This is a genomic window from Kribbella caucasensis (genome assembly GCF_004361855.1).
GTDB classification, from domain to species: domain Bacteria; phylum Actinomycetota; class Actinomycetes; order Propionibacteriales; family Kribbellaceae; genus Kribbella; species Kribbella caucasensis.
Genome location: NZ_SNWQ01000008.1, coordinates 215,303 through 238,981, shown reverse-complemented (window position 1 = coordinate 238,981; position 23,679 = coordinate 215,303). Strand labels below are relative to the sequence as shown.

The following is a 23,679-nucleotide window of genomic DNA, read 5'->3' as shown; positions in this document are numbered from 1 at the left end:
CCTGGGAGGCGTGCTCGGGGGTGCTCAGCCGTCCACTCCCACGAGGTCGATGCCGGCCGACTCCTGAGCGACTTCTTCGACCGAACGGGTCGGGAGCGGCGGAGGTGTGCCGCCCCAGGCGGGGCAGATCGCCTTGTGGTCGCACCACTCGCAGAGCGGGCCGCGACTCGGGCGCCAGTCGCCGGACTCGAGGGCCCGGGTGATGGCGGTCCACAACGCGGCGACCTTGCGTTCGCAGGCGCGGAGGTCGGCCTCGTCGGGGATGTAGCGGACGATCTCGCCGTTGCCGAGGTACACCAGCTGGAGCATCGCCGGGACGACACCGCGCAACCGCCACAGGACCAGCGCGTAGAACTTCATCTGGAACAGTGCCTTGGCCTCGAAGAACTCCGACGGCGAGCGCCCGGTCTTGTAGTCGACCACCCGGATCTCGCCGGTCGGCGCGACGTCCAGCCGGTCGACGTACCCGCGTAGTACCAGGCCTGAGTCGAGCTCGGTCTCGACGTACAGCTCCCGCTCGGCAGGCTCCAGCGCGTTCGGATCTTCGAGGGTGAAGTACTTCCCCAGCAGCTGATGCGCCTCGGCCAGCCACTTCGCCAGCTCGGCCCCATCCGCGTCGTCCTCGAACAGTTGAGCGACCTCTGGCTCGGCCTCGAGCACCTGCTGCCACTGCGGCTCCAGCATCTCGGCCGCGTGCTCCAGGGTCCGCTGACCACGCGGCAGGTCGAACAACCGCTCCAGCACGCCGTGCACCACCGTCCCGCGGACCGCGGCCGCGGACGGCTTCTCCGGCAGCCGGTCGATGACACGGAAGCGGTACTTGAGCGGGCAGCTCATGAAGTCCGCGGCACGGGATGGCGACAACGCCCCGCGCGGATGCCCGTGCACATCGACTTCGGCTGCAACGCTCATACCCAGAACCCTAGGCGAGCCGACCGACACTTCGCGTGCACACCACCCGGACCTGTGGAAAACCCCAGACCTGTGGAGAACCGTTCCCAGCAAACTCCCAGCAGACTTTCGGCAAACCATCGGCCCCGGTTGCCAGGATTGCTCCCATCGAACCCCGGCAAGGAGCCATCATGACCCCTCCGCAGAAACCGCCCCGTGAACACGATCTGGGCTTGGAGTACGACCTCGGCACGTTGCAGCGACGGAGGTTTCTCGGCCTCTTCGCCGGCGCCGGGCTCGCCGTCGTGGCCGGCTGCGCCGCCGACAACGCCACCGATTCGACCACCTCGGGAACGACGAGCACCACGACCTCGAGCACGCCGACGGCATCCAGCAGTACGTCGACCGGCACTGTCGACGTGGACGCGATTCCGCAGGAAACGGGCGGCCCGTACCCGGGTGACGGCTCCAACGGCCCGAACGTCCTGACCGAGTCCGGCATCGTCCGCAGCGACATCACCAAGTCCTTCGGCTCCGCATCCGGCACCGCGACCGGCGTACCGCTGACGGTCGAACTCACCATCTTGGACGCGGACAAGGACACCGCTCTCCAAGGTGCGGCCGTCTACCTGTGGCACTGCGACGCGGAGGGCCGCTACTCCCTCTACTCCGACGGCGTGACGAACGAGAACTACCTCCGCGGCGTCCAGGCGGCCGACTCCTCCGGCAAGGTCACCTTCACCACGATCTTCCCGGCCGCGTACATGGGCCGCTGGCCGCACATCCACTTCGAGGTCTACGCCAGCCTGTCCGAGGCCACGGCCGCGGGGAAGATCAGCCGGACGTCGCAGCTCGCCCTGCCCAAGGACGTCTGCAACACCGTCTACGCCACCGACGGGTACGACGGCAGTGCGCGGAACATGGCCCAGACCTCGCTGGAGGACGACAACGTTTTCGGCGACGACGACGGCGTCCACCAGCTCGCCACGGTCACCGGCAGCGTCCAGGACGGATTTGTGGCTCGCCTTAACGTGGGTGTGTAGCACGGAGTTACCAAAGGCCAAGTAGCGTTGCCTCGATGTCAGAGTCGCGTGATCCCCAGATTCCCGCCCAGCCCGCCGGTCCGCCCCCCGGCACCTGGGTGCTCGGTCGCGTCAAGGGGATCCAGCTCACGATGCGGGTCACCTGGCTTCCGGTCGCGGTGCTGCTGGCGATCGGGTTCTCCACGATCATCGGGCAGCAGTTCCCGTCCCTCGGTGGCTGGCGGTACGTCGCGTCGTTCGCGTTCGTGATCGCCTTCACCCTGTCGGTGCTGCTGCACGAGCTCGCGCACGCGTTGATGGCACTGCGGTTCAAGGTCTCGGTGACCGAGATCAACCTGGGCTTCTTCGCGGCCGGCACGCATATCGAAGGCGAGCGGAAGTCGCCGCTGGAGGAGTTCTCGATCTCGGTGGTCGGGCCGATCGCGTCCCTGCTGGTCGGCGGCGCGGCGTACCTGGGGTCGCGGGCCGCCGACGAGGGTGTCGCGTATGTCGCGCTGGTGCAGCTCGCAGTTGCGAACCTGATCGTCGGCATCACCAACCTGCTCCCGGGGCTGCCGCTCGACGGGGGCTGGGTGCTGCGCGCGCTGGTCTGGAAGCTGACCGGCAACATGCACACCGGCACCGTGGTCGCGGCGTGGGGCGGCCGGCTGATCGCGATCGCCGTGCTGGCCGCGCCGGTGATCCTGGAGGAGCTCTTCAACCGGCAGCCGACCCTGATCGACTTCGTGATCGCGCTCGCCGTCGGGTTCTTCCTCTGGATGGGGTCGACCGCTGCCCTGATGCAGGCGCGCCTCAAACGCAAGCTCCCGGCCCTGCAGGTCCGCAGCCTGGCCCGCCGCGCGATCGCCGTACATGCCTCGACCCCGGTGTCCGAGTCCGTCCGGCTCGCCGCGGAGGCCCACGCCGGCGCGGTCGTGGTGATCGACGGCGACGGCAAGCCGCACGCCCTGGTCTCGGAGTCGGCCGTCGCGGCCATCGCCCCGAACCAGCGCCCCTGGACCAACGTCGGCGAGGTCGCCACCCGGATCGGCCCGGGCCACATCATCGGCGTCAACGACACCGGCGAGGAGATCCTCGCCACTCTCCGGAAGAACCCGGCCTCGGAGTACCTCGTCCTGGACGCCCAGGGCCAGGTCTACGGCGTCCTGGCCACCGCCGACGTAGAACGCGCCTTCCGCGCCCGCTGACCCCCGCCGCCCAACCCGGTGCGGGGGACTCCGTCGGGTCTGTTGCGTCCCGATCGACAGGACGTAGTCATGTACGTATAGGCGCGGCCACGCGGGCCGGAGCGTCTGGGAGAGCCGGTTGGGGCACTACCCCATGTCGATCGGTACGGCGACTGGGCGGCGCGGGTGGGTGGGGGGTGGGGAAGTAGGGTTAGGCCCCTTATGGGTGATGTTGGTGAGTTTCCTGATGCGGCGTTTTCCGGGGTGCATCGAGGGTCGTTGCAGCCGGGGGAGTGGATCACGTTGTCGGACCCGAAGGGGCGCCGGCACTCGGTGAAGCTCGAGCGGGGGAAGATCTTCCACACGACCAAGGGCGGCATCGAGCACGACGACCTGATCGACGGGCCGGACGCGGTCACGATCCGGTCGAAGGGCGGGGTGGAGTACCTGGCGCTGCGGCCCCTGATGGCGGACTACTCGGTGTCGATGCCGCGCGGTGCCGCCGTGATCTATCCGAAGGACACCGCCCAGATCGTCACCATGGCCGACGTCTTCCCAGGTGCGAAGGTGGTCGAGGCGGGTGCCGGATCGGGCGCGCTGACGACGGCGTTGCTACGGGCGGTCGGGGTCCAGGGTCAGGTGATCTCGTTCGAACGGCGGGAGGATTTCGCCGAGGTCGCGCGGAAGAACGTGACCGGCTTCTTCGGCGGGGAGCACCCGGCCTGGCGGCTCGAGGTCGGGGATCTGGTCGACAAGCTGTCCGAGACCGACGTGGACCGCGTCGTACTGGACATGCTGGCGCCGTGGGAGTGCGTGGATGTCGTGGCGGGTGCCTTGGCGCCTGGCGGGGTGTTCTGCGCTTACGTTGCGACGACGACGCAGCTGAGCCGGTTTGTGGAGACGTTGCGGGCGCATGGCGAGTTCACCGAGCCGCGGGCCTGGGAGTCGCTGGTCCGGGACTGGCACGTCGAGGGGCTGGCCGTTCGGCCGGGGCATCGGATGCAGGGGCACACCGCGTTCCTGGTGACGGCGCGGCGGATGGCGCCGGGGGTGAAGGCGCCGCTGAAGAAGCGCCGGCCCGCGCCCGGGGCGTACGGCGACGACTACACCGGCCCCCGCCGATCCGACCGCACCGACGAGGCCTGATTCCGCAGGTCAGGCTGCACCCCGACGACGCCTCACTCCGCAGATCGGACGGTTGATTCTGTACGCCGGTACAGGTGGCCGGCGTGGTTCGGTAAGGGCGTACCGGGGTAGTCGGTCGATGTGATCCGAAACGGCGTACGACACGCCCTGGGAAGGCGCTGGTAAACGGTATTCCGTGCTAGGCGCCAGGCCGATATCCGGTGACCAACAGCCTCGATCGGGCAACCAATTCATCCGCAACCGACACGTGATGGGATTCCGCTTGCCCAGTGAGGTTTTCTGGGTAAGGTCCATAGGGTCGAGCCCCACATGGTGAGGTGATGATCGTGGCTGGAGACGAGAGCCCTACCGCGGCAGAGCTGCGTAACCAGGTCCGTTACCTGGAAGCCGAGGTCGCAGCGTTGCGGCGTCGGTTGCTGGAGCACCCGGCGGACAGCCGGTCGCTCGAGAGCAGGCTGTCCGAAACCCAGGCGTCCTTGGCGAGTGTGACCGCTCAGAACGAGCGGTTGGCGGAAACGCTGCGCGAGGCCCGTGAGAAGATCATCGCCCTCAAGGAGGAGGTCGACCGGCTGGCCCAACCGCCGTCCGGTTTCGGGACCTTCCTGGGCCGCAACGACGACGACACGCTGGACGTGTTCACCGGTGGCCGCAAGCTCCGCGTCGCGGCGAGCCCGTCCGTCGACCTGGACGCGCTGCACCTCGGCCAGGAACTGATGCTGAACGAGGCGCTGAACGTGGTCGAGGCCGTCGGCTTCGAGGTCGTCGGCGACGTGGTGATGCTGAAGGAGCTGCTGGCCGACGGCGAGCGGGCGCTGGTGATCGCGCAGGCGGACGAGGAGCGGGTGGTGCGGCTCGCGTCGCCGCTGCTCGACATCCCCCTGCGGGCCGGCGACTCGTTGCTGCTCGAGGCCCGGTCGGGGTACGTCTACGAGAAGATCCCGAAGTCCGAGGTCGAGGAGCTGATCCTCGAAGAGGTGCCGGACATCGACTACACCCAGATCGGTGGCCTGACCGGCCAGATCGAGCAGATCCGGGACGCGGTCGAGCTGCCGTACCTGCACAAGGACCTGTTCCTTGAGCACGAGCTCAAGCCACCGAAGGGTGTGCTGCTCTACGGCCCGCCCGGCTGCGGCAAGACGCTGATCGCCAAGGCGGTGGCGAACTCGCTGGCCAAGAAGGTGGCCGAGAGGACCGGGGTGGAGGGGCAGAAGTCGTTCTTCCTCAACATCAAGGGTCCGGAGCTGCTGAACAAGTACGTCGGCGAGACCGAGCGGCACATCCGGCTGGTCTTCCAGCGGGCCCGCGAGAAGGCGTCCGAGGGTATGCCGGTGATCGTGTTCTTCGACGAGATGGACTCGCTGTTCCGCACCCGCGGCTCCGGTGTGTCCTCCGACGTGGAGAACACCATCGTTCCGCAGCTGCTGAGCGAGATCGACGGCGTCGAGGGCCTGGAGAACGTGCTCGTCATCGGTGCCTCGAACCGTGAGGACATGATCGACCCGGCCATCCTGCGACCCGGCCGGCTGGACGTGAAGATCAAGATCGAGCGGCCGGACGCCGAGGCGGCGCGGGACATCTTCTCGAAGTACCTGACCACGACGCTGCCGCTGCACGCCGACGACCTCGGCGAGTTCGGCGGCGACAAGGCCGAGTGCGTGAACGGGATGATCCAGCGCGTCGTCGAGCGCATGTACACCGAGGCCGACGAGAACCGGTTCCTCGAGGTCACCTACGCCAACGGTGACAAGGAGGTCCTGTACTTCAAGGACTTCAACTCGGGCGCGATGATCCAGAACATCGTCGACCGGGCGAAGAAGATGGCGATCAAGGCGTTCCTGGACGACAAGCAGAAGGGGCTGCGGGTGCAGCACCTTCTGCAGGCGTGCGTCGACGAGTTCAAGGAGAACGAGGACCTGCCGAACACGACCAACCCGGACGACTGGGCCCGCATCTCCGGCAAGAAGGGCGAACGGATCGTCTACATCCGTACGCTCATCTCCGGCAAGCAGGGCACCGAACCGGGCCGGTCGATCGACACGGCGACCAACACGGGTCAGTACCTGTAGAAGCAGTCACGAGCAACCGCCTTGGCGCCCACTGCGGGCCCAGGGCGGTTGTCGTTCGGATTGGTGCTTCAGGCAACCGTTCGCCTGGCCGTCGTACAGGGTCAGGGCGATGGCGGCGATCAAGCTGAGGATGCGAGGCGCCCGGAGTACGCCGTACGCGATGACCGGGGCGGCGGCCGAAACACCTGCCTTGAGTCTGACAGAGGGGTGGGCCCGGGTTTCCCCTGATGGTGGGGTGGCGGAGGGCGGCGTACGGTCCTGATATGGCGACGGACGAGACGCGTAAAGACCTCCGAGCGGCGGTTGCGGCCCGGCAGGAACTGGGGCCGGAGTACGAGTCGGAGATCATCGACGGGTTCCTCGAGAAGCTCGATGCGCGCACGGCCGCCCACTACGGCCAGGCCGGCTACCAGCCCGCTCCCGGCTACCCGCAGGTCCCCGGCTATCCCCAGGCCCCCGGCTACCCCGTCGCCCCGCAGCACGCCGGACCGCCGCAGCCCCGGAAGTCCGACGGCGACGGCGGCGGACTAGCCCTTGCGATCTGCTCGGTCGTCGCCGGCATCCCCATCACCGCGATCGCCGCGGAGACCCAGGGCACCTTCGCCATCATGATCAGCTGGGCCGGCCTGGTAGGCATCAACCTCGCCCGGGCAATCTCCCGCTCAAGACGCGGCTAAGGACCTCACCAGCTGGCCGAGGAGGGCAGTTGTGTCGGGGACGAACGGCCAGGCGGGGTCGTTCAAACGCTCGACCAGTTCGGCGGGCGACATCCACGTGCCCCAGTCGACCTCTTCGGGCTGGTGGTGGATCGGGCCGTCCCACGTGCAGGCGTAGAGGTAGGCGCGGTAGTTGGTGAAGTCGTCGGCGTAATCACCTTCGGGCAGCTTCTCCAATGACACCCCGGTGATGCCCAGTTCCTCGGCCAGTTCGCGCACGACCGCGTCGTACGGATCCTCGCCGGCCGCGACGACGCCGCCGGCCATGAAGTCGTACCGTGCTGGATACACGTCCTTCGTGGGAGTCCGCCGATGCACATAGATCTCACCCGCCGGATTGCGCACCAGTACGCCGGTCGCCGCGTGCCGCAGGTTGTCCCGGCGCATCACCGATCGGGGCGCCGACCCGCACACCTCGCCGGCGGAGTCCAGCAGGGCCACGAGTTCGTCCACTTGCGAAGTCTCACATGTAACCCTGTGGATACTTCAACCCCTTTAGGCGGTCCGACCGCGTAGGCTCGATCGCATGAGTGTTCGGCGGATCATGGGGACCGAGACCGAGTTCGGCATCTCGGTGCCGGGCCAGCCCGGGGCGAACCCGATGCTGACCTCGAGCCAGGTGGTGAACGGTTATGCGCAGACGCAGCCGCTCGCGCGCAAGACGCGATGGGACTTCGACGAGGAGCATCCACTGCGGGACGCGCGCGGTTTCGACCTGAGCCGGGAGGTGGCGGACTCGAGCCAGCTCACCGACGAGGAGACCGGCCTGGCCAACGTGATCCTCACCAACGGCGCCCGGTTGTACGTCGACCACGCCCACCCCGAGTACTCGTCGCCAGAGTGCACGAATCCGCGTGACGTGGTGGTGTGGGACAAGGCCGGCGAGCTGGTGATCATGGAGGGCGCGCGACAGGCCCGGCAGATCCCCGGCGCACCCCCGTTGAACCTCTACAAGAACAACACCGACAACAAGGGCGCGTCGTACGGGTCGCACGAGAACTACCTGATGCGCCGGTCCACGCCGTTCGCGTCGATCGTGCGGCACCTGACGCCGTTCTTCGTCAGCCGCCAGGTGGTGACCGGCGCCGGCCGGGTCGGGCTCGGCCAGGACGGCACCACGCACGGTTTCCAGATCAGCCAGCGAGCCGACTACTTCGAGGTCGAGGTCGGCCTGGAGACGACGCTGAAACGCCCGATCATCAACACCCGGGACGAGCCGCACGCGAACCCGGACCGGTACCGCCGGCTGCACGTGATCATCGGCGACGCGAACCTGTCCGAGATCTCGACGTACCTCAAGGTGGGCACCGCGTCGCTGGTGCTGTCGATGATCGAGGACGGCTGGCTGACCGACGACCTGAGTGTCGACCGGCCGGTGACCGCGCTGCACGAGATCAGCCACGACCCGTCCTGCACGCATCTGATGACGTTGAAGGACGGCCGCAAGCTGACCGCGGTCCAGTTGCAGACAGAGTACCTGGAGCAGGCCCGCAAGTACGTCGAGGACAAGTACGGCGACGACGCGGACCGGCAGACCAAGGACGTCCTGCACCGCTGGGAGCAGGTGCTCGACCAGCTCGCCATCGATCCGATGAAGCTGGCCGACCAGCTCGACTGGGTCGCCAAGCTCAAGCTGCTGCAGTCGTACCGGGACCGCGACGGGCTGGGCTGGGACGACCCGAAGCTGGGCCTCGTCGACCTGCAGTACGCCGATCTGCGGCCGGACAAAGGGCTCTACCACAAGCTCCTCAAGGCGGGCCGGATGCAGCGGCTGGTCACCGACGAGGAGATCCGGATGGCGGTCTCGCACCCGCCGACCGACACCCGCGCCTACTTCCGCGGCCGCTGCATGCAGCAGTACGCGCCGCAGGTGGCGGCCGCGTCCTGGGACTCCGTGATCTTCGATCTGCCCGGCCGGGAGTCGCTCCAGCGGATCCCGACGCTGGACCCGCTGCGGGGCACGAAAGCCCATGTCGGGACACTTCTTGACCAATGCGACACCGCGAGTGACCTGGTTCGCACCATTACTGGGGGCGGCGCCGGGTAGGGTCGCTGTAGAGGGGTCGGTTGGGCGGCCTCTCCAGCGGTTCTAGGAGGTGTGTGCCATGGCGAAGGACGGCGGACAGCAGCACAAGCAGCCGAAGCGGTCGTCGACCGAGGAAGAGGTCGAGCAGGTCGAGGCGTCCGAGGAGGTCGCCGAGCGCAAGGAGCGGCTCGACGATGACGTCGACTCGATTCTGGACGAGATCGACGAGGTGCTGGAGGAGAACGCGGAAGAGTTCGTCCGCGGCTTCGTGCAAAAGGGTGGGGAGTGAACCGCTCGATGACATTTGATGCCTCCGGCCGCCTGCCGGAAGCCTTCCTGACCCCAGGTGGCTCGTCGTTCATGGACTTCCTGGCCGGGCACGCGCCCGACCTGCTGCCCGGACGGCGCGCCCTGGGGGCGGGTGACCTGTCCAAGGACGTTCCGCACGGTACGACGATCGTCGCGGCCACCTTCGCCGACGGCGTCGTGATGGCCGGCGACCGGCGGGCCACGATGGGCAACATCATCGCCCAGCGGGACATGGAGAAGGTGTTCCCGGCCGACGAGTACTCCTCCGTCGGGATCGCCGGCTCGGCCGGGCTCGCGGTCGAGATGGTGCGCCTGTTCCAGGTGGAGCTGGAGCACTACGAGAAGCTCGAGGGCACCACACTCAGCCTGGACGGCAAGGCGAACCGGCTGAGCGCGCTGATCCGGGGCAACCTGGCGATGGCGATGCAGGGCCTGGCCGTGGTGCCGCTGTTCGCGGGCTACGACCAGGACGTCCAGGGCGGCCGGATCTTCTCCTACGACCCGTCCGGCGGGCGCTACCCGGAGCAGTTCTTCCACAGTGTCGGCTCCGGCTCGGTGTTCGCCCGCGGCGCGCTGAAGAAGCTCTACCGCGAGGACATGTCGGCGACCGACTGCGTCACCGCGGTGGTCCAGTCGCTGTACGACGCGGCCGACGACGACTCGGCGACCGGCGGACCGGACCTGGCCCGGCGGATCTTCCCGGTGGTCGCGGTGGTCACCGCGGACGGCTACCAGCGGATGCCGGACGACCAGGTCGGCGACATCGTCGACTCGATCGTCGGGGCCCGCCGGGACCGGCCGGACGGACCCAACGCGCCGTTGTCGTGAATGTCCCCTGAGTCGACCGAAGGATATCGATGAGCGTTCCGTTCTACGTCTCGCCCGAACAGCTGATGCGGGACCGGGCCGACTTCGCCCGGAAAGGTATCGCCAAAGGCCGCAGCGCGATCGCGCTGCAGTACGCCGACGGCATCCTGTTCGTCGCCGAGAACCGGTCGCCCGCGCTGCACAAGGTGGCCGAGATCTACGACCGGATGGCGTTCGCCGCCGTCGGCCGGTACAACGAGTTCGAGAATCTGCGGATCGCCGGGGTCCGGCTGGCCGACATGCGGGGGTACTCCTACGACCGCCGCGACGTCACCGGCCGGGCGCTGGCCAACGCCTACGCGCAGACCCTCGGCGCGATCTTCTCCTCCGGCGGTGAGAAGCCGCTCGAGGTGGAGATCCTGGTCGCCGAGGTTGGCGCCAGCACGGCCGAGGACCAGATCTACCGGCTCACCTACGACGGCTCGATCGCCGATGTCCAGGGGTACGCCGTGATGGGTGGCCCGGCCGAGCAGGTGTCCGACTACGTGGGCGAGCACTACCAGGAGGGCATCTCGCTCGCGGGCGCCCTCCGGCTGGCGGTGGACGCGCTCGGCCACGACTCCAACGAGGTGCGCCAGCTGACCCCGGACCAGATCGAGGTCGCCGTGCTGGACCGGACCCGGACTCAGGTCCGCAAGTTCAAGCGGATCTCGGAGGAGACGCTGGCCCGGATACTGTCCGAGTCCCGGCCGGACACGACGCCTGCCGAGCCGGCCGTCCACGCCGAGCCCTCGGAGCCCGTCGACGGCGGTTCGTACGAGAGCACGGATGCTGCCCCGTCCGACGAGGGATCGGCGGACGACGCACCCGTCGCGCCGCCCGAGGACGACGTACCGGTTGCTCCGCCGGAAGACCCGGAGGACGACCGTCCGCTGTGACGCCTGACAACACCCCACCGTCCGCCGCCGGATCAGCTCCCGCGGCGGACGGTGTTGTTGACCGACTTGCCGATCCGGAGCCGTGGGTGTTGCTGGCAGACGAGCCCGGGTACGACGGATTTCTGACCGTCAGGCGCCGTCTGTACCGGTTGCCCGATGGGCGGGAAGCCGACTGGGACGTGTTCGGCCCGCGGCTGGCGGCCGGGATCGACTCGGGCATCACGGTGTTGCCGCTGACGGCCGAGGGGCGGATCGTCACTGTCCGGCTGTTCCGGGCAGGGCCGGATGGTGTCGTCACCAATCTGCCGGGTGGTCTGATCGACCCTCGTGAGGAACCGGGCGCGGCCGGACGGCGGGAGCTGGAGGAGGAGACGGGGTACACCTGCGAGTCGATCGAGGTGGTCGGCTGGCATTGGCAGGGTGCGTCGTCGATCTACCGGAAGTTCGTCGCCATCGCGCGCGGATGCCGGCCGGATGGGAAACAGTCGCTGGACGAGTTCGAGGACTGCGTCCCGGTGGAGTTGACGGTGGACGAGTTCCGCGCCGAGTTGCGGACGCCTGGAGCGATGACCGGCGTGGACGCGGCGTACGTCGCCCTCGACCACGCCGCCCTCCTCTGACCGGGCCCGCTTCACTCACCCCCACCTCCCACCATCGCCATCGCCATCGCGGAATTTCGGGGGTTGACCCTTCATGTTGGGGGTTGCCCCATCAAAATCTCGGTGGGCAACCCCCAACCTCGGAGGTCAACCCATCAAATTCGGGCGATCGTCGAGCGGGGCCAGTGGGCGATCGTCGGCCGGGCTGGTGGGTGGTCGTCGGCCGGGCTGGTGGGTGGTCGTCGAGCGGGTCGGTGGGTGGTCGTCGACCGGGCATGTGGGTGATCGTCGACCGGGGGCGGTGGGGGATCGTCGACCGGGCTGGTGGGTGGTCGGCGACGGGCTGGTGGGTGATCGTCTACCCGGCAGCTGGGTGAGCGCGGGACGGTAGACTTCGGGGTGGGCCGCTACTGGCGTTCAGGTGGTGTACCACCGGGGAACGGCCTGCCGGGATCTTCCGGCTGGAGCCGCGCGCCTGGGCAACCGACCTTTCGTCGACGCCCGAAGGAGCGCGCCGCATGACCACTGAAACCGCTGCCCGCGAGACGATCGCCCGCGAAACGACTGCCCGCCTGATGATCGGCACCGACCTGGCCGCTGCGATGGTGGAGCGGGCCGCTGCCCGCGCGAAGGTTCTGCAGGAGACGACCGGGGTGCAGCCGTGTCTCGCGACCGTGCTGGTCGGTGACGATCCCGCGTCGGCGACGTACGTGCGGATGAAGCAGAACCGGAGCAAGAAGGCCGGTATCGGTTCGCGGAGCATCGTGCTGCCGGCCGAGACTACGACCGAGGAACTCGTCGCCGAGCTGACCAAGCTGTCCGAGGACCCGGAGGTGCACGGGATCCTCCTGCAGCACCCGGTGCCGGCGCAGATCGACGAGCGGGCCGCGTTCGAGGCGATCGCGCCGGGCAAGGACGTCGACGGGGTGACGATGCATTCGTTCGCCGCGATGGCGTTCGGGGAGCCCGGGTTCAGGTCGTGTACGCCGGGCGGGATCCTTCGGTTGCTGGAGGCGTACGACGTACCGCTGGCCGGCGCGCACACGGTCGTGATCGGCCGCAGCCCGATTCTCGGCAAGCCGGCCGGGATGTTGCTGCTGGCATCGAATGCGACGGTCACCTACACCCACTCGCGGACCAAGGACCTGGCCGAGCTCGTCCGGCAGGCCGACATCGTAGTCGCCGCGGTGGGCAAGCCGAACTTCGTCCGCGGCAGCTGGCTCAAGCCGGGCGCGGTCGTCGTCGACGCCGGGTACAACGAGGGCAACGTCGGCGACGTGCACTTCGAGGAAGCGGCCCAGGTCGCCAGCCTGGTGACCCCTGTCCCGGGCGGCGTCGGCCCGATGACGATCGCCCTCCTCCTGGAGCAGACGGTGGACGCCGCCGAGGCCCAGACGGCCGCCCGCCGGTAGGCGAGACCGCCCCGCGGCTTTGGGCACCGGCCGGTCGTGTCCGAGCCTCCAAGGCGGCTGGTGGGTGCTCAAGGTGGGGTGTTGGTGGTGCGGCCCGTGACTTTGGGCACCACGTGGTTGTGCACGGGCGTCGCGGGTGCCTGGTGGGTGCTCAAGGTGGGGTGTTGGTGGCGTGGCCCGCGACCTTGGGCACCACGTGGTTGTCCACGGGCGTCGCGGGTGCCTGGTGCGTGCTCAAGGTGGGGTGTTGGTGGCGGCCCGCGACCTTGGGCACCACGTGGTTGTGCACGGGCGTCGCGGGTGCCTGGTGCGTGCTCAAGGTCGTGGGCACGGGGCGCGCCATACGTCTGGTGGGGGAGGAGGCGCGGTGGCGTGCGTTCGGGCGGGCACCATGCGAGACGGCTGCGCATGGTCGAGACCCCTTGACCTAGTGTTGAGACAGGTAACCAGCACTCGGACGCGGGTGTGGGCGGTGCGAACTAGGAGGCAGGGCAAGTGGCGGTACGGGCGATCCGGGGTGCCACCCAGCTGGAGGCGGACGAGCGCGAGCACCTGCTCGAGCGCACCGCCGAGCTGGTCCGGGCGGTGCTGGAGGCGAACGACCTCGAGTCCGACGACCTGATCAGCATCCTGTTCACGGTCACGCCTGACCTGCACTCCGAGTTCCCCGCGGTCGCGGGCCGGCAGATCGGGCTGACCGACGTACCGCTGATGTGCATGCAGGAGATCGACGTACCGCACGCGCTGCCGCGGGTGGTCCGGATGATGCTGCACGCCGACACACCGCGGTCGCGGGACAAGGTCCAGCACGTCTACCTGCACGGTGCCGTCGCGCTGCGCCCCGACCTGACCGGTGCCCAGTGACCGAGCTGCGCGGACCGGTCCGGATCGTCGGTACCGGCCTGATCGGGACGTCGATCGGTCTCGCCCTGGGCCGGCTCGGCGTGGTCGTCGAGCTGGTGGACGCCGACCCGGAGAACGCCCTGATGGCCGAGCGCATCGGGGCCGGTGCCCGATCCGTTCAGATCGAGCCACAGCTGGTGGTCGTCGCCGTACCGCCTGATCACGTCGGCGAGGTGATCGCCCAGCAGCTACGGCAGACCGACGCGATCGTCACCGACGCGGCCAGCGTGAAGGGCAAGCCGCTCACCGACGCAAAGGCGATCACCGACGACCTGACGCGGTACGTCGGCAGCCACCCGATGGCCGGCTCCGAGCGGAACGGTCCTCTCGCGGGCCGGGCGGATCTCTTCGACGGCGCGACTTGGGCGATCACGCCGCACGCGACCAGCGATCCAGAGGGCGTCCAGCTGGTACGCCGACTCGCGGAGGCATGCGGCGCTCGTACGGTCGAGATGTCGGTCGAGGACCACGACCTGGCCGTCGCCCGGGTCTCGCACCTGCCGCAACTGATGTCGTCCCTTGCCGCCGGCACCCTTGTGGACGCACCGTCCGCGCACCTGGAACTGTCCGGCCAAGGAGTCCGTGATGTGACCAGGATCGCGGCCAGCGACCCAGGGCTGTGGACCCAGATCGTCTCCGCCAACTCCCCGGCGCTGAGCGGATTGCTGGAGCAGATCCGGGACGAGCTCGACCGGTTGTTGGTTGCCCTGAGCAAAGAAGAGGCGGCGGAAGAGGTCACCGCCGTACTACATCGCGGGGTGTCGGGGGCGGTGCGGGTACCGGGCAAGCACGGTACGCCGCACATCGACCTCGTCACCGTGCTCGTCACGATCCCCGACCGCCCGGGTCAGCTGGCCCGGCTGTTCGCCGACGCGGCCGCGTCCGGGGCGAACGTCGAGGACCTGCGGATCGACCACAGCCCCGGCCGCCCGGTCGGTGAGGTCGAGCTCGCGGTCAAACCGGGCTCGGTGGATCAGCTGGTGGAGGTCCTGACCGAGCGTGGCTGGTCCGTCCACCGGTAACCTTCCGCTCATGATCATCGCTGTTGACGGCCCGAGCGGTTCCGGCAAATCGAGCACGGCCCGGGGGGTCGCCACCAGACTGGGGCTGCGGTACCTCGACACCGGCGCGATGTACCGGGCAGTCACCTGGTCCGCGCTCGAGCACAATCTGGACCTGGACGACACCGAGGTGGTCGCCGAGCGGGCCCGCGCGGTCGAGCTGGGGATCAGCACCGACGCGCAGCACGCCCACTTCACCGCCGACGGCATCGACGTCACCGAGGCGATCAGGGACCCGCGGATCAGCGCGAGCGTCAGCAAGATCGCCACCAACCTGGACGTCCGCAAGGAGCTGATCAGCCGGCAGCGCGCGATCATCGACGACGCCCAGCCGACCGGCGGGATCGTGGTCGAGGGCCGCGACATCGCGACCGTGGTGGCCACGGACGCCGAGCTGAAGGTGCTGCTCACAGCCGACACCGACGCCCGGCTGGCCCGCCGCAAGGCCGAGCTGGCCGAGGGTGCTGTGACCGCCGAGCAGTTGCGCGACCAGATCGTCCGCCGGGACGCCGATGACGCCACTGTGTCGCAGTTCCAGGTGGCCTCCGATGGCGCCGTGACGATTGATTCCACCCACCTGTCCCTCGAGGAGGTCATCGACGTGATCTGCCGGCTGGCGAAGGAGGCAGAGGCCGCGCCGCGCGACCGGGAGTCATGACAGCTGAAGTGACCGGGCACAAGGAGCTGCCCCGGACCGACGATCTGCCGCCGCTGCCGTACCGGCTCGCGTTGCCAGTACGTCGAGCGGCCCGCCTGTACTTCCACCGTCGCTACGGGCTGAACGTGCACCAGGAGCACCTGTTCCCCAAGACCGGTCCGGTGCTGCTGGCCCCGAACCACCTCGGTCTGCTCGACGGCCCGTTGCTCGGCGCGATCGCCCCGCGGATGCTGCATCAGCTGGGCAAGATCGAGGCCTTCCACGGACTGCAGGGGAGGTTCCTGCACCGGATCGGGCAGATCGCGGTCGACCGCTCGACGTACGACGTCCGCGCGGTCCGGCAGGCCATCCAAGTACTACGGGACAACCGCGTGCTGAGCGTCTACCCCGAAGGCACCCGGGGCGCGGGCGACTTCAGCCGGATACGCTCCGGAGTCGGTTACCTCGCGGCTGTGACGGGTGCGCCGATCCTGCCGGTCGCGCTGCTCGGAACCAGGCAGCCAGGCGGTCATGTGGAGGCTTACCCGCCGAAGGGGAGCCGCGTGGACGTGGTGTATGGCGAACCCTTCACGGTGGATCGCGTACCCTTTCCGAGGCGGCACTCCGACGTACGGGCGATTGCCGACCAGATCGGCGAGGTGCTGCGGGCGCATGTCCGGACGGCCGTCGAAGCCACCGGCCACCCGCTCCCGGGCGCGCCAGACGAGAAGGATCCTGATGAGTGACCTGCCCACCGGCTACGGCTATGCCGAGCCGACCCACGACCGTGACGACACCGGGCCGCTGCCGGTGCTGGCGATCGTCGGACGGCCCAACGTCGGCAAGTCGACGCTGGTGAACCGCATCATCGGCCGCCGCGAGGCCGTCGTCGAGGACACCCCCGGGGTCACCCGGGACCGCGTCTCGTACGACGCCAACTGGGCGGGCCGGTCCTTCACGGTGGTCGACACCGGTGGCTGGGACCCGGATGCGGTCGGGATGGCCGCACTTGTCGCCGCCCAGGCCGAGGTGGCGATCAACGCGGCCGACGCCGTGCTGTTCGTGGTGGACGCGACCGTCGGGATCACGGACGCCGACGAGGCCGTCGTACGGGTGTTGCGCAAGTCGGGCAAACCGGTCGTGCTGGCGGCCAACAAGGTCGACGACCAGCGGATCGAGTCCGAGGCGATGAACCTGTGGAGCCTGGGCATCGGGGAGCCGTTCCCGATCTCGGCGATGCACGGCCGCGGTACCGGCGACATGCTCGACGCGATCCTGGCCGCGTTGCCCGAGGCACCGGCTGAGCGCGACGCCGAGACCGGCGGGCCGCGCCGCGTCGCGATCGTCGGCAAGCCGAACGTGGGCAAGTCGTCGCTGCTGAACAAGGTCGCCAAGGAGGACCGGGTCGTCGTCAGCGACGTCGCCGGGACGACGGTCGACCCGGTCGACGAACTGATCACGCTGGCCGGCAAGGAGTGGCGGTTCATCGACACCGCCGGGATCCGGCGCAAGGTGAAGAACGCGACCGGTCATGAGTACTACGCCTCACTGCGGACGAACGCCGCGATCGAGCGGGCCGAGGTCGTCGTGGTGGTGATCGACGCCTCGGAGACGATGACCGAGCAGGACCTGCGGATCATGAACGCGGTCGAGGAGGCCGGCAAGGCGCTGGTGATCGCGTACAACAAGTGGGACCTGGTCGACGAGGACCGGCGGTACTACCTGGAACGCGAGATCGACCGGGACCTGGTGCAGTTCCGCTGGGCGCCGCGGGTGAACATCAGCGCGCTGACCGGGCGGCACATGGAGAAGCTGGTACCGGCGATCGAGGCGGCCCTGGACGGCTGGCAGACCCGGGTCCCGACCGGCCAGCTGAACGCGTTCCTCGGCCGGCTGGTCGCGGCACATCCGCACCCGGTCCGGTCCGGCAAACAGCCGAAGATCCTGTTCGGTACCCAGGCGACGACGATGCCGCCGATGTTCGCGCTCTTCACCTCCGGGCAGATCGAGTCGTCGTACCAGCGCTTCATCGAGCGGAGGTTGCGGGAGGACTTCGGCTTCGTCGGCAGCCCTGTCCACGTCCAGATCCGAGCCCGCCAGAAGAAGCAGAAACGCTGACGGACCCCGGTCGGCGCACTCTCTCGGATGAGGTAAGGTTTACGCGTTCGCCTCTTCGGGGCGAGCTCCGGGCTGTGGCCTAGCTTGGTTAAGGCGCGTGTCTGGGGGACACGAGAGCGGGAGTTCAAATCTCCCCAGCCCGACCCAAAGAGGGGCACCGATTCTGTCGGTGCCCCTCTTTATGTTTGTCACCATGAGTACATCTGGGGACACGCGAACCTGGACCGACGACCAACTGCGCCAGGCGGTGGCGGACAACAAGTCGTGGCGTGCGGTTGCCCGTGCCGTCGGATTGAAAGGGACATCCGCAGGCACGATCAGGTCGCTCCAACGGCATACCACCCGTCTCGAACTGAACACGTCGCACTTCACTGGGCAGCGTCAGTGGTCCGATCCGCAGTTGCGGGCGGTGATGCTCAGAGCAACCTGTTGGGCTGACGTCCTGGCCGGACTCGGTGTCGCAGACATCCCTCAGAACCGAGTTCGGATGAAGGGCCACGCTGTCCGGCTCGGCCTGGATTGCACCCACCTGAGGACGACGGATCTTCCGTCGAGTGCAAGTGACGTGTTCAGCGAGCCGGCGCAGCCGGAGATGCTGCGAACTGCGGCGCCTGCGCTGGCGATGGCGTGGTTCGCGATGCGTGGCTGCGCGGTTGCACTGCCAGTGGAGCCGCAGGTGTACGACCTGCTGGTGACGACCGCAAAGGGCATTCAGCGCGTACAGGTGAAGAGCTGCGCCCGCCAGGACAGCAAGGGCCACTGGTCGGTCGAGATCGGGCGGCGGCCGTACGTGCTGGACAAGTCCGCAGGCAAGATGCCATACGACCCGGACGACATCGATCTGTTCTTCATCGTCCTCGGTGACGGCAGCATCTACCTCATGCCCAGCTCTGTCCTGGGTGGGCGGGTGCGCATCTATGCCGAGACCTACGCGCCGTACCGGGTTGGTGATGCATCGAGTCTGCTGGCCGCAGGCGGAGACACAGCTTGAAGTCGCTGTAATGATGTAATCAGGAGGCGGCGTGATGGCTGAGGACGATGTGCTGGATGCGTACTCCCGGGTGGTCTCGGGAGTGGCGGAGATGTTGATCCCGCGGGTGGCGAGTCTGCGGGTGCGGAGCCGGGGTGGGGACTCGTCCGGGTCGGCCGTGGTGCTGACCGGGGACGGGCATCTGCTGACCAACGCACATGTCGTCGGCGACGGGGACGAGGCGAGCGCGGAGTTCGCCGACGGGACCAGCGCCCATGCTCAGGTGATCGGCGTCGACCGGCTCTCCGACCTGGCCGTACTGCGCGCCGATCGGGAGATCCCCGACCCACCGGAGTACGGGGATGCGGATCATCTGAAGGTAGGCAACCTGGTCGTTGCTGTGGGCAACCCACTCGGCCTGGCCGGCAGCGTGACGGCCGGTGTGGTCAGCGCCCTCGGTCGATCCTTGCCGGTCCGGAGCGGCTCGGCGAACCGGATCATCGAGGACGTGATCCAGACCGACGCGGCGCTGAACCCCGGCAACTCCGGCGGCGCGCTTGCCGACGGCAACGGTCGCGTGATCGGCATCAACACCGCGGTCGCGGGCGTCGGCCTCGGCCTCGCCGTACCGATGAACCCGACCACCCGCCGCATCATCTACTCGCTCCTGCACGACGGCCGGGTCCGCCGCGCCTACCTCGGCCTGGTCACCACCCCCGCGCCCCTCCGCCCCCAACTCGCCGAACGCTTCGACCAACGCACCGCCCTCCGCGTCGTCGAAGTCATCACCAACAGCCCAGCCGCGGAAGCCGGCCTCCGCAAGGGCGACCTGGTCCTGGCCGTCGACGGCAGCCCACTCCGCGACGCGCAATCACTCCAGCGCCAACTCTTCGAAGACGCCATCGGCCGTCGGACCGAAATCACCGCCATCCGCAACGGCGCCCTCGTCGATGTGGTCGCACTACCCGCGGAGCTCACGGACCGGTAGCGGAGCGCGCATCAATACGCCGGATCCGGGTTTGAGTGGCGCCCGCGGGAAGGTGAAGTCGCGCGTCACCTCCACGAATCCCAGGCGCGCGTGCAGATCGAGGATCGCGCCGTTCGCGAGGTTGGCGAAGTACCAGACGGAGTCGGAGCGCTCGGCGGTCCAGCGCATCCGGTCGAGGGTCAGTAGTTCGCCGATGCCGTGCCGGCGCAGGCGGGGGTCGACGATCAGGCCGATCAGGTAGTACCCGGTCGGTGCGGTGTGAGGTGGTGTCTGCTCGTGGTGGATCACGCCGCCGTAGCCGATCACCTCGTTACCGGAGCACGCGACGGCGACGTACCGGTTCGGGTCGGCGAGATCGACGAGCAGTCGTTCCCGGCGCTCTTCCACCGAGCCGCCGGCGCGCGAGACGATCAGCCGCGCGCAGACCTCGAGATCGTCAATGACCGCCGCCCGGATCGAGATCGCCTCGTCTGGTTGCTGCCGGGACAGCTCAGGCCGATAGTCCGCGAATCCACTCACCCGGCCGAGCCTACGGCGCGACGGTGCCTCGCGTCGGAGGTTTTGGTAGTCGGGGAGCACTAGGATCGAGCGGGTTCCGACGAGGGGGAGTGGCGTGGACGAGCGGGTTCGGCTGGCGGGCGAGTTGTACGAGCGGGCGATCTTTGTCGGTTACGAGGGTGGGCTGGCGCAGGCGGATCGGGAGCTGGACGCCGCCGAGGCCGAGCTCATGCTTGCTCGGGGCAAGGTTCTGCACGGGCAGTCGATGGCCACTCGCGGGGAGGATCCGAGGGAGCTGGCGCTGTTCGAGCGTGCGCTCGAGCTCTACCGCTCTGTGGGCGACGAGCGTGGTCAGGGTGAGGCGTTCTTCTGGATCGGGTGCTTCCACCAGGTCATCCGCAACGACAACGACGCTGCGGTCGAGGCGCTGACCTTGTCGCGGGTGCTGGCGACGAAGACCGGCGACAATCTGACCCTCTCGTACGCGCTCCGGCACCTCGGCATCGCCGAGCACAAGGCCGGCCACCTCGACGAGGCGCGTGCTCTGCTGGAGGAGTCGACCCGCCTCCGCCGCGAGCTGAACCTTCTGCCCGGCGTCGCCGCGAACCTCGTCGGCCTCACCTACATCGCGTCGGCTCAAGGCCGCGTCGACGACGCCCGCGCCCTCGCCGACGAAGCGGCCGCGCTCGCCGGGAGCTGCGGCGCCCGGAAGGTCCTCGACCAAGTCACCGAGGCTCGGTCGGGGCTCTGAGCGGCCGCGCGGAGCAGGTACAACGCGGCGCCCGGCGTCACCGAGGCTCGGTCGGGGCTCTGAACCGCGGGGTCGTGGGGTCCCGGCTAGTGGGTCGGGGGTCGCGGGGTCAGCGACGACCGGGTGGTGCGACGTGCTCGCCGAGCGGATCGTGAACAAGGGGTCCGCCGCGGAGCGGCTGCCCGGCCCCCGCGCGGTGCTCGTTGTCCCGGACCCGGGGTTCGTAGTGGGCGAAGAAGATCTTGCCGACCAGGTCCCGGCGGCTCCGGACCCCGGTCTTGTCGAAGACGCTCTTCAGGTGCTGCTGGACCGTGTGTGCCGAGACGAAGAGGTGTTCGGCGATGTCGGTGGTCGAATCTCCCTGGAGCACGTGCCGGGTGACCTCCTGCTCGCGATCGGTCAGCCCGTAGGCCGCCATCAGCAGGGGAGCGATGCGGCCGGGATGCGCGGGCTCGACGATGACAGCGACCCGGCGCGACGTCGACGAGACCAGCGAAGTCCCGTGCAGCACGACCCAGCGGCCCGAGCGGGAGAGAACGCGGGATACGGCAACCTCGCCCGGTTCGTCCGGATAGGTCGCGGTGCGCAGGGCCCGACCGGCGACCGCGAGCACCGATGACGGCAACCGGCCGGCCGCCCAGTCGCCGTCCGGCAGCTCGGACAGCCATCGTTCGACACCCGGCGTCGCTGATTCGATCTCCCAACGAGACGTGACCACGACCAGGCCGGGGCCGTCGGCACCCTCCGGGTCGGTCGCCTCACCGAGCAGCAACGATCTCCGCGCGCCCTCGGCTAGAACCGGCGTCACCGCGCGGAGGAAGTCCCGGTCCTCGTCGTCGAACATCGGCTGCCCCGGTTCGCGGTACAGGCCGAGTGCACCCCAGACCTCACCGCTCTTGGTCCGCAGACAGGCGATCAGCTCCTGGTCGCCGCCGAGCTCCATGTTCTGGTGCCAGCGCGGACTGGTCGTCGGGTCTCCACCCGTGGCTTCGTGCAGGGTCGAGACACCTGGTCCGGAGCGGGCGATGTCGGCGAGCTTGTTCACGTCGTCGCCGTAGTACTCCTCCGCGAGCCATTCGGGCGGGAGCTGCGGCATGCCTTTGTTGAAGTGGCTGGTGACCAGGAGCGATGCGGGATCCAGCGTGTACCAGCAGGGCGCCTGGTAGTACGGGACCGCGTCGGCGAGCGCCTCGGACGACTCCTGCCACAACGTCACCAGGTCCAGCCCGTGCCGGGTCAGCGCCGCGATCTTGTCGCGCGCCCGCTCCTTCGCGTTCCCGCCCACCTCACCACGGTACGACGGTACGGCGGATCCGCGGATACCACATTTCTGGAATGGGCACGGGACGGTCGCGCTCGTAGCGTCGGTCTCACCAACCAACCGAGGGGGAGCGGCCATGAACGCGCAGTCTCAGGCGACGACCGGGGTACGAGTGATAGGCCCGGGTGAAGGCGAGATCACCAAGGACATGCAGGGCACCCGGTTTGACCGGTACCTGATCAACCGGGCGGACTCCGGCGGCAGTTTCTCGCTGGTCGAGCACACCATCGCGCCGCACGTGCTGGCCGCTCCACTGCACCTGCACACGCGCGAGGACCAGTACAGCTTCGTTCTCGAGGGCCGGCTGGGGGCGCTGCTCGGCGACGAGGAGGTCTTCGCGGAGGCCGGCACGCTGGTCTTCAAGCCACGTGGGCAGTGGCACACGTTCTGGAACGCCGGCGACGAACCGCTGCGCCTGCTCGAGATGATCTCGCCCGGTGGCATCGAGGAACTGTTCCGGAAGCTCGCGGAGCCCGGCGGCGAGTACGACCCCGAGACGCTCCCGGCGCTGGTGGCCGGGTGGGGCTGCGAGGTCGACTTCGAGAAGACGATGCCGATCGCCGAGCGTCACCAGTTGATCTTCTGAGCACTCGCCGGGCGGCTGGTGTTTTGAGGGCGCTGAGCCGCTCTACCAGCCGCGGGCGCGCCATTCGGGGAGGCTGGGGCGCTCCTTGCCGAGGGTGGTGTCGGCGCCGTGGCCGGGGTAGACCCAGGTCTCGTCGGGGAGGCGGGCGAACAGCTTGGCCTCGACGTCGTTGATCAGTGAGGTGAAGTTCTCGGCGTTGCCACGGGTGTTGCCGACACCGCCGGGGAACAGGGAGTCGCCGGTGAACAGATGCGGCGGGCCCTTCGGGTCGTCGTACAGGAGGGCGATCGAGCCGGGAGTGTGGCCGACCAGGTGGATCACCTCCAGCGTGCTCTGGCCGACTCCGATGCGGTCGCCGTCGTCGAGGAGTTCGTCGGTCGGTACGTCGATGCCCTCGGCGTCGTACCGGCCGGCGACCGTGGTGGCGCCGGTCCGCTCGACGACCTCGGCGAGTGCCTGCCAGTGGTCGCCGTGCCGGTGGGTGGTGATCACGCGGGCCAGACCGCCCGACCCGATCACCCTGAGCAGCGTGCCCGCCTCGTTCGCGGCGTCGATCAGGACCTGCTCGTCGGTCTGCCGGCAGCGCAGCAGGTACGCGTTGTTGTCCATCGGCCCGACCGCGACCTTGGTGATCATCAGCTGAGGCAACTCGTGCGTCTGCACCGGCCCACCGACGTGGACGTTGCCGTGGTACTCCGTCATGCCTGCTCCCGACCCGCCTCGAACC

Annotated in this window: 26 protein-coding genes, 1 tRNA gene and 1 riboswitch; of the genes, 21 read left to right on the top strand and 6 right to left on the bottom strand. The window is 68.8% G+C overall.

The window, feature by feature from the left end:
- Nucleotides 1-24: 24 nt before the first annotated feature.
- Complete coding sequence (locus EV643_RS18600; RefSeq protein ID WP_133801349.1) at nucleotides 25-912, bottom strand: RecB family exonuclease; 888 nt, start codon at nucleotides 910-912, stop codon at nucleotides 25-27.
- A 170-nt stretch (nucleotides 913-1,082) separates the two neighbouring features.
- On the opposite strand from EV643_RS18600, the gene EV643_RS18595 reads away from it, so the two are divergent.
- From EV643_RS18595 to EV643_RS18575, 5 genes are all read left to right on the top strand, one after another.
- Entirely contained in the window at nucleotides 1,083-1,934 is an 852-nt protein-coding gene (locus EV643_RS18595; RefSeq protein ID WP_133801348.1) for an intradiol ring-cleavage dioxygenase, read from the top strand.
- Nucleotides 1,935-1,969: 35 nt separating this feature from the next.
- A complete protein-coding gene (locus tag EV643_RS18590) occupies nucleotides 1,970-3,121 on the top strand; it encodes a site-2 protease family protein (RefSeq protein ID WP_238165655.1) in 1,152 nt (383 codons plus the stop codon).
- Between the two features lie 201 nt (nucleotides 3,122-3,322).
- Entirely contained in the window at nucleotides 3,323-4,246 is a 924-nt protein-coding gene (locus EV643_RS18585; protein ID WP_133801347.1) for a tRNA (adenine-N1)-methyltransferase, read from the top strand.
- Between the two features lie 320 nt (nucleotides 4,247-4,566).
- Nucleotides 4,567-6,312, top strand: coding sequence for a proteasome ATPase (gene arc, locus EV643_RS18580; protein WP_133801346.1), 1,746 nt, complete (start codon nucleotides 4,567-4,569; stop codon nucleotides 6,310-6,312).
- 263 nt (nucleotides 6,313-6,575) lie between these two features.
- Nucleotides 6,576-6,989, top strand: a complete 414-nt coding sequence (locus EV643_RS18575) for a hypothetical protein (protein WP_133801345.1) — start codon at nucleotides 6,576-6,578, stop codon at nucleotides 6,987-6,989.
- On the opposite strand, the gene EV643_RS18570 is transcribed toward EV643_RS18575, so the two are convergent.
- Complete coding sequence (locus EV643_RS18570) at nucleotides 6,975-7,481, bottom strand: NUDIX hydrolase (protein ID WP_133801344.1); 507 nt, start codon at nucleotides 7,479-7,481, stop codon at nucleotides 6,975-6,977. The genes EV643_RS18575 and EV643_RS18570 overlap by 15 nt on opposite strands.
- Before the next feature lie 73 nt (nucleotides 7,482-7,554).
- On the opposite strand from EV643_RS18570, the gene dop reads away from it, so the two are divergent.
- From dop to EV643_RS18535, 6 genes are all read left to right on the top strand, one after another.
- On the top strand, nucleotides 7,555-9,075 hold the full coding sequence (gene dop, locus EV643_RS18565; RefSeq protein ID WP_133801343.1) for a depupylase/deamidase Dop: 1,521 nt from the start codon (nucleotides 7,555-7,557) through the stop codon (nucleotides 9,073-9,075).
- 58 nt (nucleotides 9,076-9,133) lie between these two features.
- Nucleotides 9,134-9,343: a ubiquitin-like protein Pup gene (locus tag EV643_RS18560; RefSeq protein ID WP_133801342.1), complete on the top strand. Its 210-nt coding sequence runs from the start codon at nucleotides 9,134-9,136 to the stop codon at nucleotides 9,341-9,343.
- Nucleotides 9,344-9,351: 8 nt separating this feature from the next.
- On the top strand, nucleotides 9,352-10,191 hold the full coding sequence (prcB, locus tag EV643_RS18555) for a proteasome subunit beta (RefSeq protein WP_133801341.1): 840 nt from the start codon (nucleotides 9,352-9,354) through the stop codon (nucleotides 10,189-10,191).
- A 29-nt stretch (nucleotides 10,192-10,220) separates the two neighbouring features.
- Nucleotides 10,221-11,108 (top strand): proteasome subunit alpha, encoded by an 888-nt coding sequence (gene prcA / locus EV643_RS18550; RefSeq protein ID WP_133801340.1) that lies wholly within the window; start codon nucleotides 10,221-10,223, stop codon nucleotides 11,106-11,108.
- Complete coding sequence (locus EV643_RS18545) at nucleotides 11,105-11,728, top strand: NUDIX hydrolase (protein WP_166665486.1); 624 nt, start codon at nucleotides 11,105-11,107, stop codon at nucleotides 11,726-11,728. Before prcA ends, EV643_RS18545 begins: the two co-directional genes overlap by 4 nt.
- Before the next feature lie 375 nt (nucleotides 11,729-12,103).
- A riboswitch (ZMP/ZTP riboswitch) is annotated at nucleotides 12,104-12,195 on the top strand.
- Nucleotides 12,196-12,225: 30 nt separating this feature from the next.
- Nucleotides 12,226-13,119 carry a bifunctional 5,10-methylenetetrahydrofolate dehydrogenase/5,10-methenyltetrahydrofolate cyclohydrolase gene (locus EV643_RS18535; RefSeq protein ID WP_133801337.1) on the top strand — a complete coding sequence of 298 codons (894 nt, stop codon included), beginning with the start codon at nucleotides 12,226-12,228 and terminating at the stop codon, nucleotides 13,117-13,119.
- A 151-nt stretch (nucleotides 13,120-13,270) separates the two neighbouring features.
- On the opposite strand, the gene EV643_RS18530 is transcribed toward EV643_RS18535, so the two are convergent.
- Nucleotides 13,271-13,450, bottom strand: coding sequence for a hypothetical protein (locus EV643_RS18530; RefSeq protein WP_133801336.1), 180 nt, complete (start codon nucleotides 13,448-13,450; stop codon nucleotides 13,271-13,273).
- Nucleotides 13,451-13,614: 164 nt separating this feature from the next.
- Between EV643_RS18530 and aroH the strand changes: the two genes are divergently transcribed.
- The 8 genes from aroH (at nucleotide 13,615) to EV643_RS18490 (ending at nucleotide 19,796) form a co-directional block, all read left to right on the top strand.
- Nucleotides 13,615-13,983, top strand: coding sequence for a chorismate mutase (gene aroH / locus EV643_RS18525; protein WP_133801335.1), 369 nt, complete (start codon nucleotides 13,615-13,617; stop codon nucleotides 13,981-13,983).
- Nucleotides 13,980-15,044 (top strand): prephenate dehydrogenase, encoded by a 1,065-nt coding sequence (locus tag EV643_RS18520; protein WP_133801334.1) that lies wholly within the window; start codon nucleotides 13,980-13,982, stop codon nucleotides 15,042-15,044. Before aroH ends, EV643_RS18520 begins: the two co-directional genes overlap by 4 nt.
- Nucleotides 15,045-15,054: 10 nt before the next feature.
- Nucleotides 15,055-15,741, top strand: coding sequence for a (d)CMP kinase (gene cmk, locus EV643_RS18515; protein ID WP_133801333.1), 687 nt, complete (start codon nucleotides 15,055-15,057; stop codon nucleotides 15,739-15,741).
- Nucleotides 15,738-16,466 carry a lysophospholipid acyltransferase family protein gene (locus EV643_RS18510; protein ID WP_133801332.1) on the top strand — a complete coding sequence of 243 codons (729 nt, stop codon included), beginning with the start codon at nucleotides 15,738-15,740 and terminating at the stop codon, nucleotides 16,464-16,466. The genes cmk and EV643_RS18510 overlap by 4 nt, the downstream gene beginning before the upstream one ends.
- Nucleotides 16,459-17,838, top strand: coding sequence for a ribosome biogenesis GTPase Der (gene der, locus EV643_RS18505; RefSeq protein ID WP_133801331.1), 1,380 nt, complete (start codon nucleotides 16,459-16,461; stop codon nucleotides 17,836-17,838). Before EV643_RS18510 ends, der begins: the two co-directional genes overlap by 8 nt.
- 68 nt (nucleotides 17,839-17,906) lie before the next feature.
- A tRNA-Pro gene (locus tag EV643_RS18500) sits at nucleotides 17,907-17,981 on the top strand.
- Between the two features lie 50 nt (nucleotides 17,982-18,031).
- Complete coding sequence (locus EV643_RS18495) at nucleotides 18,032-18,829, top strand: group I intron-associated PD-(D/E)XK endonuclease (RefSeq protein ID WP_133801330.1); 798 nt, start codon at nucleotides 18,032-18,034, stop codon at nucleotides 18,827-18,829.
- Nucleotides 18,830-18,863: 34 nt separating this feature from the next.
- On the top strand, nucleotides 18,864-19,796 hold the full coding sequence (locus EV643_RS18490; protein WP_133801329.1) for a S1C family serine protease: 933 nt from the start codon (nucleotides 18,864-18,866) through the stop codon (nucleotides 19,794-19,796).
- On the opposite strand, the gene EV643_RS18485 is transcribed toward EV643_RS18490, so the two are convergent.
- Nucleotides 19,770-20,315, bottom strand: a complete 546-nt coding sequence (locus EV643_RS18485; protein ID WP_166665485.1) for a GNAT family N-acetyltransferase — start codon at nucleotides 20,313-20,315, stop codon at nucleotides 19,770-19,772. The genes EV643_RS18490 and EV643_RS18485 overlap by 27 nt on opposite strands.
- A gap of 94 nt (nucleotides 20,316-20,409) precedes the next feature.
- Between EV643_RS18485 and EV643_RS18480 the strand changes: the two genes are divergently transcribed.
- Nucleotides 20,410-21,045, top strand: coding sequence for a tetratricopeptide repeat protein (locus EV643_RS18480; RefSeq protein WP_202869610.1), 636 nt, complete (start codon nucleotides 20,410-20,412; stop codon nucleotides 21,043-21,045).
- Nucleotides 21,046-21,154: 109 nt separating this feature from the next.
- On the opposite strand, the gene EV643_RS18475 is transcribed toward EV643_RS18480, so the two are convergent.
- Nucleotides 21,155-22,330 carry a LuxR C-terminal-related transcriptional regulator gene (locus EV643_RS18475; RefSeq protein WP_202869609.1) on the bottom strand — a complete coding sequence of 392 codons (1,176 nt, stop codon included), beginning with the start codon at nucleotides 22,328-22,330 and terminating at the stop codon, nucleotides 21,155-21,157.
- Between the two features lie 112 nt (nucleotides 22,331-22,442).
- Here EV643_RS18475 and EV643_RS18470 point away from each other — a divergent pair, with 112 nt between their 5' ends.
- Nucleotides 22,443-22,952 carry a cupin domain-containing protein gene (locus EV643_RS18470; protein ID WP_133801326.1) on the top strand — a complete coding sequence of 170 codons (510 nt, stop codon included), beginning with the start codon at nucleotides 22,443-22,445 and terminating at the stop codon, nucleotides 22,950-22,952.
- Nucleotides 22,953-22,994: 42 nt separating this feature from the next.
- On the opposite strand, the gene EV643_RS18465 is transcribed toward EV643_RS18470, so the two are convergent.
- Entirely contained in the window at nucleotides 22,995-23,654 is a 660-nt protein-coding gene (locus tag EV643_RS18465) for an MBL fold metallo-hydrolase (RefSeq protein WP_133801325.1), read from the bottom strand.
- Nucleotides 23,655-23,679: the final 25 nt, after the last annotated feature.

Coding starts and splice junctions, on each gene's coding strand:
- EV643_RS18585 (WP_133801347.1), top strand. CDS start 3,323: ATGGGTGATGTTGGTGAGTTTCCTGATGCGGCGTTTTCCGGGGTGCAT.
- EV643_RS18535 (WP_133801337.1), top strand. CDS start 12,226: ATGACCACTGAAACCGCTGCCCGCGAGACGATCGCCCGCGAAACGACT.
- dop (WP_133801343.1), top strand. CDS start 7,555: ATGAGTGTTCGGCGGATCATGGGGACCGAGACCGAGTTCGGCATCTCG.
- EV643_RS18595 (WP_133801348.1), top strand. CDS start 1,083: ATGACCCCTCCGCAGAAACCGCCCCGTGAACACGATCTGGGCTTGGAG.
- EV643_RS18575 (WP_133801345.1), top strand. CDS start 6,576: ATGGCGACGGACGAGACGCGTAAAGACCTCCGAGCGGCGGTTGCGGCC.
- prcA (WP_133801340.1), top strand. CDS start 10,221: ATGAGCGTTCCGTTCTACGTCTCGCCCGAACAGCTGATGCGGGACCGG.
- EV643_RS18560 (WP_133801342.1), top strand. CDS start 9,134: ATGGCGAAGGACGGCGGACAGCAGCACAAGCAGCCGAAGCGGTCGTCG.
- EV643_RS18510 (WP_133801332.1), top strand. CDS start 15,738: ATGACAGCTGAAGTGACCGGGCACAAGGAGCTGCCCCGGACCGACGAT.
- EV643_RS18495 (WP_133801330.1), top strand. CDS start 18,032: ATGAGTACATCTGGGGACACGCGAACCTGGACCGACGACCAACTGCGC.
- EV643_RS18490 (WP_133801329.1), top strand. CDS start 18,864: ATGGCTGAGGACGATGTGCTGGATGCGTACTCCCGGGTGGTCTCGGGA.
- EV643_RS18470 (WP_133801326.1), top strand. CDS start 22,443: ATGAACGCGCAGTCTCAGGCGACGACCGGGGTACGAGTGATAGGCCCG.
- EV643_RS18465 (WP_133801325.1), bottom strand. CDS start 23,654: ATGACGGAGTACCACGGCAACGTCCACGTCGGTGGGCCGGTGCAGACG.
- prcB (WP_133801341.1), top strand. CDS start 9,352: ATGACATTTGATGCCTCCGGCCGCCTGCCGGAAGCCTTCCTGACCCCA.
- cmk (WP_133801333.1), top strand. CDS start 15,055: ATGATCATCGCTGTTGACGGCCCGAGCGGTTCCGGCAAATCGAGCACG.
- EV643_RS18590 (WP_238165655.1), top strand. CDS start 1,970: ATGTCAGAGTCGCGTGATCCCCAGATTCCCGCCCAGCCCGCCGGTCCG.
- der (WP_133801331.1), top strand. CDS start 16,459: ATGAGTGACCTGCCCACCGGCTACGGCTATGCCGAGCCGACCCACGAC.
- EV643_RS18600 (WP_133801349.1), bottom strand. CDS start 912: ATGAGCGTTGCAGCCGAAGTCGATGTGCACGGGCATCCGCGCGGGGCG.
- arc (WP_133801346.1), top strand. CDS start 4,567: ATGATCGTGGCTGGAGACGAGAGCCCTACCGCGGCAGAGCTGCGTAAC.